This window comes from Riemerella anatipestifer (genome assembly GCF_009663465.1).
Taxonomy (GTDB): domain Bacteria; phylum Bacteroidota; class Bacteroidia; order Flavobacteriales; family Weeksellaceae; genus Riemerella; species Riemerella anatipestifer_C.
The window spans coordinates 91,254-104,102 of the sequence record NZ_QXHU01000005.1 but is presented as its reverse complement, the minus strand read 5'-3'; the positions used below and the strand labels follow the sequence as shown (position 1 = coordinate 104,102).

Sequence of the window (12,849 nt, the reverse complement as noted above, 5' to 3'; positions counted from 1 at the left end):
TACAACTAAAAACTCCGATGGTAGAATCATCGGAGTTTTTTATATTTGATGAGGACTTTATTTAGGATAAATTTTTCATTAAGATTGTCCACATCATTCATTTATTATAACTTTGCACAAACCTAAACTAATGAGTAAAAAAAATACTAAATACATCTTTGTTACAGGAGGTGTTACCTCTTCACTAGGAAAGGGCATTATATCTGCATCACTAGGCTTATTACTAAAATCCAGAGGCTTTAAAGTAACTATTCAAAAGTTAGACCCTTACATCAATATAGATCCAGGAACTCTTAATCCGTATGAACACGGCGAGTGTTATGTAACCGAAGATGGTGCAGAAACTGATTTAGATTTAGGGCATTATGAGAGATTTCTAGACGCCCCAACTTCTCAAAATAACAATGTAACTACTGGACGGATTTATCAGACCGTTATAGAGAAGGAAAGAAAGGGAGATTTCTTGGGCAAAACGGTGCAGGTAATTCCGCATATTACCAATGAAATTAAGAGAAGAATTAAAATTCTTGCTCAAAAGAACTATGATATTATTATTACCGAAATAGGTGGTACTGTGGGAGATATAGAGTCTCTACCTTATATAGAGTCTGTAAGGCAACTTAAGTGGGAGTTAGGAGAACGCAACTCAATGGTAATTCATTTAACTCTTTTGCCTTATTTGGCGGCAAGTGGCGAACTTAAAACTAAACCCTCTCAACATTCTGTGAGACAACTTATGGAAAGTGGCATTCAAGCAGATGTATTGGTATGTCGTTCGGAGCATAAAATCCCGAAAGATGTTCGTGCTAAGTTAGCTCAATTCTGTAATGTACCTAGCGACAATGTGATAGAGTGTATGGATGCTGAAACCATCTATCAAGTTCCAATAGAACTACAGAAGCAAAAATTTGATGAGGTGGTTCTAAAAGCTCTAGACCTTAAGAATGATACTGAAGCTGATTTAAAAAGCTGGAAAACATTTTTAAAGAAATATAAAAATCCTAAAAAATCGGTAGAGATAGCATTAGTAGGTAAGTATGTGTCTTTACAAGATTCTTATAAATCTATAGCAGAAGCATTTATACACGCTGGGGCAGACTTGGAAACGGAGGTCAATATCCGTTGGGTATATAGTGGAGATTTAGAGGAAGGTGAAGTTTCGGAAATCCTTAAAGGAGTAGATGCTATGCTGATAGCTCCTGGGTTTGGAGATAGAGGTATAGAAGGAAAAATTCTTGCGGCTCAATATGCGAGAGAACATAAAATTCCTCTTCTAGGAATTTGTTTAGGAATGCAGATTATGACGATTGAATTTGCTAGAAATCTACTAGGCTACGAAAAGGCTAACTCTATGGAGTTTGATACTACTACGGCTTACCCTGTGATTTCTCTAATGGAAGAACAAAAGAATGTAGTGGAAAAAGGAGGTACTATGAGACTTGGAGCTTGGAAATGCACCCTTAAATCAGGTTCTAAATTGGCGGAGATTTACGATAGCAAAAACATTTCGGAGCGTCATCGTCATCGTTATGAGTTCAATAGTGAATTCAAAAAAGACTATGAAGACAGAGGTCTAGTTCCTACAGGATTCAATCCAGATACAGGTTTAGTGGAAGCGTTAGAACTTAACGAGCATCCATTCTATATTGGAGTGCAGTATCACCCAGAGTATAAGAGTACTGTAGCAACACCGCATCCATTGTTTAAAGCCTTGGTAAAAGCAGCGGTTGAACATAAAGGGAAGTAATTAAATTAAAAAACTTAAATTCGCAGTCTGAAAAAAAGGAAATTTCCTTTAATAAAATTTCTAACTGAAAAATATATTTATTGATGATGCAACAGAATAATGGATTAGACAAAAATCAGTTAATTGGTTTTGTGGTATTTACTCTATTTTTATTAGGAGTAATGTTATACTTTCAAAAGCAACAGACTGGGCAAGAGCAACAACAAGTTGCCACAGAGCAGAAGGTAGGAGCTACTAACAATATTGTAAAAGCCACCAATCTGCCTGTTAAAGCTAACGAAATACAAAAAGTAAGCCTTAAAAATGATAAAATATCGGTGGAGTTTAGTGGACTTGGAGGTCAGATTTCTTCTCTATTGATGAATAATTATAAAGCTTATAATAAGAAAACCAACCAAAATGACTTACCATTATATCTTATAGAGCGTAATAATTCTTCGTATGGTTTTAAATTTAAAGATAAATCAGGCAAAGAGATTAACACCAAAGATTTGGTGTTTACGTCTCAAGTTAATGGGAATACGGTAACTATGACGAGTGCCTTAAACGGTGGAGCTATTGTACAGTTTATTTATACTTTAAAAGATTATCAGGTTGATTTTCAAGTAGCGACTAAAGGGTTGTCGTCTATTGTTTCTGGAGATAAAGCAAGTTTCGTTTGGAACTATACACCTAAAGAGCAGGAAAAAGGTAGAGCTCAGGAGCAACAACATACAGAGTTTGTTTACGCTTTTAATAATTATAAAAGCACCGACTATGATGCCAGAACTTCTATGGACGAAACTAAAGAAGTTTTAAATTGGTTAGCGGTTAAACAGCAGTTTTTTACACCTATTATAGAAGCCAAGAATGGGTTTAAAAACTCCACAGGTTATCAGGATATGATTGAGGAAGGGGAATATCTTAAGAAATTTGATTTCAACGGAGAGTTGGAAATTACAGGAGGAGAATTTAATCAAAGTTTTTCGTGGTACTTTTTGCCGTTGGATTTAAAATTATTAAAGACTTTTGATAAGAACTTTGATGAAATTATTCCGCTGGGGTGGTCTTTTATAGGAACGATGAACCGTTGGATATTTATCCCGATGTATAATATGATTTCATCTTGGGGGATAGCTGCAGGTTGGGTTATTTTCCTAATGACGATTTTAGTTAAAGTAGTACTTTCTCCAATTATGTACAAACAGCATAAGTTGAGTGCAATGATGAAAGTGATTCGTCCCGAAATAGAAGAAGTAAATGCTAAGCTCAAAGACGCCGACCCAATGAAGAAGCAACAAGCAGTGATGGAGGTGTATAGAAAGGCTGGTGTTAATCAGTTAGCGGGGTGTTTGCCAGCATTGTTACAAATTCCTATATTCTATGCATTATTCCGTTTCTTCCCTAATATGTTAGATTTAAGAGGGAAAGGCTTTTGGTTTGCTACCGATTTAACGGCTTATGATGATTTAATAAAGCTACCGTTCCATATTCCATTTTTAGGAGAGCATATCAGTATTCTTGCTTTAGCTTGTACGGCGGTATTATTGGTATATACAGTGATGACAGCAGGTAATATGCAACAACCAACGCAGGAAGGCATGCCTAATATGAAGCCTCTGATGTATATTTTTCCAATAATGTTCTTATTCTTCTTGAACTCCGCGGCATCTGGATTGTCTTGGTATTATTTTGTGTCTAACGGTATCAATATTATCATTATTCTAGTAATTAAATACTGGATTTTGGACGAAAAAACCATTCATGCACAGATTCAGGCTAACAAAGCGAAGCCTAAAAAGGAAGGTAAGTTCCAAAAAAGGATGCGTGAAATGATGGAAAAAGCTCAAGAACAACAAAGATTACAGGAGCAACAGAGAGCTAAACGCAAGTAAAAAAAAATTTAGAACCATTATAAATAACCTCAAAACCGATAATTTTGAGGTTATTTTTTTATTAACAATTTGTTAAACTAAAGAAATGATTTTTATCATATTTTTAATTATAGTCTAATCTGAAGGATTTTCGGTGATGTATGGTAGGACCTAGTTTATTAAGAGCCTCTCGGTGCTGTTTAGTAGCATAACCAAAGTTTTTGTTCCAGCCATATTCTGGATATTCTTCGTGGAGTTTAATCATAATATGATCTCTGTAGTTTTTGGCTAAAATAGAAGCTGCAGCAATAGATAAAACCTTAGAATCTCCTTTTATAATACACTCGTGTGGCGTGAAAGGATAGGGCTTAAACCTATTACCATCTACTAAAATAAGTTCTGGACGAATGGTTAGTTTATCTAAAGCAAGATGCATAGCGTGTATACTTGCATTTAGAATATTATGTTCATCAATAAAAGCAGGAGAGAGTTCTGCTATAGCATAATCTAAAGCATTATTTTTAATATATAAATCAAGTTCATTTCTTGTTTTAAAATTAAGTTTTTTGGAGTCATTGATGAGGTTTTGTTCAAAATTTTCATCTAAAATAACCGCTGCTGCAACCACGGGACCACATAGACATCCTCTCCCTGCCTCATCACAACCTGCTTCTATATAATTTTCAGACCATTTTTTTATCAATTTCATAAAGATCAATTAAAAATAAAATATGTGATTATTACTTTCGCAAAAGTAAACTTTTTTAAGAAAATTTAACTTACTTATTGCATATGTTAAGATAATGTTATAAAATTGTTCAGTGAAAAATTTATTTTGATATGAAGAAATTAACAACAAGCGTTTTAGCTGTAGTTCTTACTTCATCTTTTGTAACAATAGATGCACAGAAGGTAAAGAAGGATACAGTAAAAACAAAAGACATTGAAGGAGTGGTGATTACTGGTGCTTTAGGTATAAAGAAAAAAGCAGATGCAGTGACATCTACTCAGCAAGTCGTGAATGCAGAGCAACTTAATCAAGCTGGTAACTCAAATGCTATTCAGGCATTAGCGGGTAAAGTATCAGGTTTACAAATTGACCAAACTAATAGTGGGGTGCAGGATTCCAATAGTATTGTACTAAGGGGGAGACGTTCTATTACTGGTAATAATCAAGCCCTAGTGGTAATAGATAATGTGATTTCTAGTGCTTCAGTTTTTCAGCAGTTGCCACCAGAGGTTATTGAGTCGGTTAACGTGATTAAAGGAGCGCAAGGGGCGGCTCTTTATGGTGCTCAGGGGGTGAATGGGGTTATTATTGTTAATACGAAGAATGGAACTAAGAATGGGAAAATAAATGTTTCGTATAGTGGGACTGTTGATTTTCAGACGGTTGCTTACCTTCCAAAACGCCAAAGGAATTACGGTCAAGGTTGGGATGGACTTAAAATTAATGTTGAAAATGGTGCATGGGGACCAGCATTTTCAGATTCTAAATGGAAGGATAGGGTGGTTCCTTATGGGTTACCACTATATGACTATGATGGGAATGGAGAAATAACTTTTGATGCTTCAGATTATACAGAAGGAGGAGATTCGCCAGCATCTATATTTAGTAAGTATGCTCCTTTTGGAAGGGATAATGTTAAGGATTTCTTCAATGTAGGTTCTATTTTTTCAAATGATATTACTTTGAATGCTGGGGAAAACGGGAAGTATGCCTTGTTATCTTTAGGGCATATGAGAAGAGATTTTGTGGTACAAGATGATAGATTGGATAGAACATCAGCTTTGTTTAAAGGAGGTGTTAAGATGGGTAAGTGGACTGTTGAAGGAAGCTTTAATTACATCAAAAAGAAAATGTCTGAGACAGATTCTGGTTTGTATCATGATTTGTTGCAGTCTTCAGCAGATGCGCCTATTACAATGTATAAAAATTATCCAGATGTAGCGTTTGCTTGGAATGTATATTATAGAAATCCCTATTGGGTTATAAAGCATATAAGATACAATAATCAAAGTAATTTCTTTAATGCTACGGCAGGGATTGGTTATGAGCTCAATAAAAATATTTCGGTAAAATATACTGCCAACTTACAGAATACAACAACAACAGGACTTAGATATGGAGATGATTGGGATAATTATATGTCCCCAAGTGTCAAGGGGCAAGCATCTTGGCTTTATAAAAGTGGTAGTTTTACATCAAACTATTATGGTGATTTGATTGTTAATTTTGATTATGATATTAACGACAATATTAATCTAAAGGCTAATGTTGGTCATAATTATCAGGATAGAACATATAATGTAAATACCGCTGGAGGAGATTTATTAGATGTACCAGGATTATATACTGTGTATAATATTAAAAAACCAGCTATTCCAAGTTCTCTTAGTAATGGAGAGTATCATATGAATAGTTATGCATTCTTTGCTAATGTTGATTTAGCATATAGAGATTTCTTATTCTTGAACGCAACAGCAAGAAATGAGTGGTCTTCTGTTCTTCCGAAGAATAACAATTCTTATTTTTACCCGTCAGTAGGTTTATCATTTGTGCCTACTAAGGCATTTAAAGGGTTCGGCGGAAATGTTCTAAATTATATGAAACTATCGGCAAACTGGACAAAAGTAGGTAACTCAAGCTCTATTGGTTGGTATGATGTTAATCCTTATGCAGTAGTGGGTTCAGGGTATCCTTATTCAAGAGGAGGTCTAAGTTTTGTTAACCAGACGGGACCAACTAGTGAAAATATTAGACCAGAGTTTGTGATTAGTAAAGAAGTCTCTGTTAATTTAGGTTTCTTTAAAGATAGAATAACATTAAGTGGGTCAGTTTATCAACAGGATACAAAAGACTTGATTACTTATCAATCAACATCTAATACTTCAGGTATTACTAGGAGTTTGATAAATGTTGGAGAGATGAGAACTAAGGGCTTTGAAGTTGATTTAGGTTTAACACCAGTTAGGAGTCGTGATTTTAAATGGGAACTAAATTTTTCATACGCTAGAGCAGAGTCTGAAATCCTAAAAGTGACAGATGATTCTGATGAAGTAAATCTAGGTTCCAATTCAATGGTTGGTATTTATGCTAAAAAGGGATGGTTATTTCCTCTAATTAAAGCCAATGCTTATCAAAGGGATGAAAACGGTAGGGTAATAGTTAATTATAATACAGGTAATCCTTTATATACTCAGGATTTAAGAGAATTTGGCACAACAGCGCCAAAACACATTTTAGGCTTTACTACATCACTGGAATTTAAAGGACTTAGGTTAGGGGCTGTATTAGATTATAGAACAGGACATTATTTCTTCGCAGGTGTTGCGGCAGATATGGCGTTCAATGGAGGTTTGTATGAATCAGGGCAATTTGATCGAAATCAAGGAGGTTTTGTAATGCCGAACTCATCATACAAAGATCCAGTATCTGGGGCTTATACTCCTAACACTACTGTAAAAACAGGAGGGAACAGCTATGCTGATGTTAGTACCTATTATTCTAGTATATACAATAGAATTGGAGAAAATTTTATTATAGACGCTACGGCATTGAAAGTAAGAGAACTCTCATTAAGCTATACTTTACCAAAGGAATTAGTTAAAAATTCTGGTTTGAGAGAAGTAACGTTTGGGTTACATGCAAGAAATCCATTTATAAAATTAGCTAAGGATAATTTGAATTATAACGATCCTGAGACTTCAAATACTACGGGTAATGCACAAGGCTACGCTTCAGGAAGTCAGTATCCGTCTGTAAAGACTTATGGTATGTCACTAAATGTTAAATTTTAAAAAATAAAGTAAGATGAGAAAATATATCTTAACCTCGTTGGTTGGTTTGTCGTTGATATCGTGTAGATTAGATGATAATATTAGCCCTAATCATCCTTCGTTGGATCAAGTTTCGGCAAGGCAAAGGCTTTCTGCAGCAGAGACATCAACCTACGCTGTGCAGGCATCGTCTATGAATTTGTTAGGGAATGTATTTATGAATTCATGGTCAGGTAATGTTTATTATTTTGGGAATCCTTTAACTAAGGAAACAAACTTGAATATTGACGCAAGTTTTTATCAAAGTATATGGAATAATACTTATATTTCTGTAGCAAGATTACAAAGTATTATAGATTCTGAATCCTCAAAATCTTTGCCATATCATAGAGCTATAGCTAAAATTCTTAAAGCTCATTATATGCAGTACATTGTTGATTTATACAATGATGTTCCTTATTCAGAAGCATTTAAAGGTCAATCTAATGTTGCTGCTAAATATGATAAAGCTCAAGATGTATATAAGGCTTTGGTTTTAGAAATTAACGAAGCTCTGAATCTTATTGACTCTACTTCCCCTACAGATGCTAATAAAGTAAACCCAGATGAAGATGTGATTATGGGGGGAGATATGGGGAAATGGAAAAAGTTTGCTAATACTGTAAAACTTAGATACTTAGTGAGGCAGTCTAAGACTACCGATGCTGCTGCTAGGGCATTTGTTATGAGTCAGCTTCCGACACTAGTAGGGGCATCATTTATAGATTTTGATGTAACGATTAATCCAGGATATAGTGCAGCAACTTCTAGTAACCAAAATCCGTTGTATAGTGCAATTGGTATTAGACAAGTAGATGGAACAGTGAATACATATGGATGGAGATTATATAAGGCATCTGCGCATATAGCAAACAAACTGAATGGTACTGATTCTGGAGTGGAGGATCCTCGTGCTTCTTCCCTATTCAGTCTTAGGAGTGGGAAAGTTGTTGGTGTAGTACAAGGTTCTCCCAAAGATGCTACTAAAAAGGAATCAACTTTCTCGTGGATAGGAGGGAATTTTATGAAAGATGCGAATGAGGGCTCTTCCATGGATGGATATTTAATGCTAAATAGTGAAAGTGAATTTTTACAGGCTGATGCTGCAATAGCATATCCTTCCTATTTTTCTAATGCTCAACAGCATTTTTATAAGGGTATTGAGGCATCTTTTCAATTTCATGGTGTTGGTGATAGAGCTGCTGGATATATAGTTGCTATTGATAGTAAATCTGGTATGGGGTGGGCTGGCTCAAGCGATAAGTTAGAGGCAATTCAATATCAAAGATGGATTGCATTAACTAATTATCATGGCATAGAAACATATATTAATTATATTAAAACAGGCTATCCTAGGACACCTTTAGCAGAAAATGCTCAAAGAGCAAATAAACCGTATAGACTGGTGTATCCAGCTTCTGAATACACATCTAACTCTGCCAATGTACCCAAAATGACTGTTGAAGATGCATTTACAATTAATCAGTTTTCACCATTTTGGTTAAAATAAAGTAATCAAACCACCTTTCGGGGTGGTTTTTTATTTGCGTATATTTGCAGAGTTAAAACAAAATGGTTAATGGATATTAAAGAATATATAAGAGAAAGTATTGCTCAAGTTGTGGAGTCTGTATATGGGCTTCAAAATATAACTTTGGAGGTACAAGAAAATAAAACAGATTTTGAAGGAGATTTTACGGTGGTAATATTTCCTTTGGTGAAACAACTTAAGAAGAGCCCAGATGCGTTGGGGCAAGAGATAGGCGAGGCTTTAATAAATTCTAGTGATTTTGTAGAAGGCTTTAATGTAGTTAAAGGTTTTCTCAATCTTAAAGTTAAAAATAAATATTTCATAGAAAGTTTTAAAGCAGAAGAGCGAAATTTTGGAACAGTTACACCTAAGAACCAAACCGTAATGGTAGAGTATTCTTCTCCTAATACTAATAAACCACTCCATTTAGGGCATATTAGAAATATTCTTTTGGGTTATTCAGTTGCTCAAATACTGAAAGAAGCAGGGTACGATGTTATCAAAACTCAAATTGTTAATGATAGAGGAATCCATATTTGTAAGTCTATGTTGGCGTGGGAAAAGTTTGGTAATGGTGAAACCCCTGCTGATTCAGGGCTGAAGGGAGATAAACTAGTAGGAAATTACTATGTTAAATTTGACCAAGAATACAAGAAAGAAATCCAACATCTTGTAGAAAATGGCTTAGGAGAGGACGAAGCTAAAAAGCAAGCTCCAATTTTTGTGGAAGCACAAAAGATGCTTCTAGATTGGGAGCAAGAAAATCCTCAGGTGCGTGAATTGTGGCAGAAGATGAATCAATGGGTTTACGATGGCTTTGGAGAAACTTATAAAAGATTAGGTGTTGATTTTGACCAAATCCAATACGAGAGTAATACCTATATATTAGGGAAAGATTTAATACAAGAAGGGCTTTCTAAAGGAGTATTATATCAGAAAGAGGACGGCTCAGTGTGGTGTGATTTATCCGATGAGGGCTTAGATCAAAAGTTGTTATTGCGTAGTGATGGTACTTCCGTTTATATGACACAGGATTTAGGAACAGCGGTGGAACGCTTCAAACAAAACGATATACAAAAACTGATTTACACCGTAGGAAACGAACAAGATTATCACTTCCAAGTGCTATTTAAAATCTTGAAAAAACTAGGCTACGATTGGGCAGAGCATCTGTATCACCTTTCTTATGGAATGGTGGAGTTGCCGCACGGAAAGATGAAATCAAGAGAGGGAACAGTGGTAGATGCAGACGATTTGATGCAGGAAATGTACCTCACGGCTAAAGAAAAAGCTCAAGAGCTAGGGAAACTAGAACATTTGCCAGAAGAAGATAAGGAGCGTTCTTACGAGATTGTTGGGCAGGGAGCACTTAAATACTATATGCTTAAAGTAGATCCTAAGAAAAAGATGTTGTTTAATCCGGAGGAGAGTATAGACTTTAATGGTAACACAGGACCATTTATCCAATATACTTATGCGAGAATCCAATCGTTGTTAGAGAAAGCTGGTTATGAACCACAGGATTTAGCCGAGGATATAGAAATCAATGCTTATGAAAAAGAGCTTATAACACATTTGGGCAACTTTAAAACGGTAGTTTCTAAGGCGGCAGAGACGCTTAGTCCAGCACAATTGGCTAATTATATTTATGATTTAGTAAAGTCGTACAATTCTTTTTATCAGAACAATCCTATCCTTAATCAGGAAGATGCAGCGGTTAAAAACTTGCGTCTGAAATTGTCTGCTCTTACAGCAAAAACCATTAAGAGAGGCCTAGAATTACTAGGCATTGGTGTGGTAAACAGAATGTAAATTAGAATTAAAACCAACAATAAAGCCTCACAAATTTGTGAGGCTTTTGTTTTTTAGGCATTTTCTAAAAATTGTTCAAAAGAAGAACTGACCGATACTGTGCCGTCTGCTTCTATTTTGTTGAGTTTTAATGTTTCTATTTGATTAACGGAACTTTGGTCAAAAGGCTTCTTTACCCTTACATAATTTTCCGTAAAGCCGAACATCATACCGTCTTTATTTTCGTGTTCCCAAAGGATAGGCAATGTTTTCCCAAGTTGAGACTGATAAAAAGCCATCTTTTTCTTCTCGGACAGAATCCTAAGCATTTTGTTCCTCTTTTTTCTTTCGGAGATAGGTACTACGCCGTCCATTGCCACGGCTTCGGTATTCTCCCTTTCAGAATAAGTAAAGATATGGAGGTAAGAGATAGGCAATTCATTTAGGAAATGGTAGGTTTCTAAAAAACGCTCTTCCGTTTCTCCAGGGAAGCCCACAATTACATCTACCCCAATGGCAGCGTTAGGCATTACAGATTTTATGGTGTCTACTCTATCTCTATACAGCTTAGTGAGGTAGCGGCGTTTCATTCTTTTGAGGAGTTCATCACTACCAGATTGCAACGGGATATGAAAGTGAGGTACAAACCTTTTGCTTTGGGCAACCAGTTCTATACTTTCATTTTTCAATAAGTTAGGCTCTATAGACGAAATTCTAATGCGTTCAATCCCCTCTACTTTGTCCAACTCTGTGATGAGGTCTAGAAAAGTATGTTCGTGTTTCTTATTACCAAATTCCCCTTTGCCATAATCACCGATATTCACTCCTGTTAAAACAATTTCCTTGATGTCTTTAGCAGCGATTTCTTGAGCGTTTTTAATCACATTCTCTATAGTGTCAGACCTAGAAATACCTCGTGCTAGAGGTATGGTGCAGTAAGTACACTTATAGTCGCAGCCGTCTTGCACCTTTAAAAAGGCTCTCGTGCGGTCTCCTATGGAATAAGAACCAATGAAAAAATCAGCTTCCTCTATTTCGCAAGAATGAACGATACCCTCGTTGTGAGCTTTTTCTAAATCTTCTAAGTAGCTTAGTATATTAAATTTCTCTTTAGCTCCCAATACCAAATCCACGCCCTCTATTTTAGAAATTTCTTCGGGTTTTAGCTGAGCATAACAACCGACAATCACTACCAATCCTTCGGGGTTGGCTTTCATAGCTCTTTTTACATGTATTTTGCACTCACGGTCGGCATTTTCTGTTACCGAACAGGTATTGATTACATAGACATCGGCTCTGTCATCAAAGCTTACTTTCTGATAACCCGCATCAGACAGTTGTCTGGCGATGGTGGAAGTTTCAGCGAAATTAAGTTTACAGCCTAAAGTATGGTAAGCCGCTGTTTTAGAATTAGCACTCATGACAAAAATTAAGTCTGCAAATTTAGTGATTTTTATATAGATAAAAACTATCCGTAGCTGGGATACTTTAGGGGAGTAGTGAGGCTTTAACTTGAGATGTGGTAAATTTTTAGAGAATAAAATCTCTCTAAAAACTTGTGTACTTTAACAAAAGGTTATAAGTTTGCCCCAGTTTATGCAGTACACTATCAACCACATACAAGAAACTGAAAAAAACTTACACAAAAATTTGGTAGTTCCAAATAATTGTGCAAACACACACACAGAATAGTTACGTGCGTACGCGTATTATACTACTTTTTATCTAGATTTTTATCGTTAATTATAAATGTTCCGCCAATTTTTGTTGGGGGCTTTTCGTGTTTATCCTATTCTAATTTTAGTTTTCATCAATATTTGCTAAAAGCACCATTGTTTTGTCTTACAACTTGGTCGTTCTTGTTGGGTGCTTTTAGCGTTCAGAAAGGGAGTTTTTGCTGTCTTTCTGCCTTAGCCTTTCCTCTCGTTTTGTGTGTGTTTAGAGGGGAAAGGCGTTTTCTTATGAGTTCAAAGAGCTTTAGTTTAAGGTTTAAAGTTCAAATATTCAAGGAATCATCGGAGCTATTGAACTACACCCCCAGAACTTTAAACTTTGAACCGCTGAACCTCCAAGCTCTAATAGCCACCAACCATTTAACAATTAACAAC

7 protein-coding genes are annotated in these 12,849 nt (G+C 35.7%); 5 read left to right on the top strand and 2 right to left on the bottom strand.

What is annotated here, in order from left to right; translation table 11 throughout:
- Window positions 1-130 precede the first annotated feature (130 nt).
- Both D1003_RS08100 and yidC read left to right on the top strand, forming a co-directional pair.
- Complete coding sequence (locus D1003_RS08100; RefSeq protein ID WP_153936408.1) at window positions 131-1,747, top strand: CTP synthase; 1,617 nt, start codon at window positions 131-133, stop codon at window positions 1,745-1,747.
- Between the two features lie 83 nt (window positions 1,748-1,830).
- The gene (yidC, locus tag D1003_RS08095) at window positions 1,831-3,621 is read left to right on the top strand and encodes a membrane protein insertase YidC (protein WP_153936407.1); all 1,791 of its coding nucleotides are present in this window, start codon (window positions 1,831-1,833) and stop codon (window positions 3,619-3,621) included.
- A gap of 103 nt (window positions 3,622-3,724) precedes the next feature.
- Here the strand turns inward: yidC and D1003_RS08090 are convergent, their stop codons facing one another.
- On the bottom strand, window positions 3,725-4,309 hold the full coding sequence (locus D1003_RS08090) for a ribonuclease HII (protein ID WP_153936406.1): 585 nt from the start codon (window positions 4,307-4,309) through the stop codon (window positions 3,725-3,727).
- A 131-nt stretch (window positions 4,310-4,440) separates the two neighbouring features.
- Between D1003_RS08090 and D1003_RS08085 the strand changes: the two genes are divergently transcribed.
- The 3 genes from D1003_RS08085 (at window position 4,441) to argS (ending at window position 10,762) form a co-directional block, all read left to right on the top strand.
- Complete coding sequence (locus D1003_RS08085) at window positions 4,441-7,401, top strand: SusC/RagA family TonB-linked outer membrane protein (protein WP_153936405.1); 2,961 nt, start codon at window positions 4,441-4,443, stop codon at window positions 7,399-7,401.
- A gap of 13 nt (window positions 7,402-7,414) precedes the next feature.
- The gene (locus D1003_RS08080) at window positions 7,415-8,929 is read left to right on the top strand and encodes a SusD/RagB family nutrient-binding outer membrane lipoprotein (protein ID WP_153936404.1); all 1,515 of its coding nucleotides are present in this window, start codon (window positions 7,415-7,417) and stop codon (window positions 8,927-8,929) included.
- Window positions 8,930-8,998: 69 nt separating this feature from the next.
- Window positions 8,999-10,762 carry an arginine--tRNA ligase gene (argS, locus tag D1003_RS08075; RefSeq protein WP_153936403.1) on the top strand — a complete coding sequence of 588 codons (1,764 nt, stop codon included), beginning with the start codon at window positions 8,999-9,001 and terminating at the stop codon, window positions 10,760-10,762.
- A gap of 53 nt (window positions 10,763-10,815) precedes the next feature.
- Here the strand turns inward: argS and mtaB are convergent, their stop codons facing one another.
- Window positions 10,816-12,162 carry a tRNA (N(6)-L-threonylcarbamoyladenosine(37)-C(2))-methylthiotransferase MtaB gene (gene mtaB / locus D1003_RS08070; RefSeq protein WP_153936402.1) on the bottom strand — a complete coding sequence of 449 codons (1,347 nt, stop codon included), beginning with the start codon at window positions 12,160-12,162 and terminating at the stop codon, window positions 10,816-10,818.
- Window positions 12,163-12,849 lie beyond the last annotated feature (687 nt).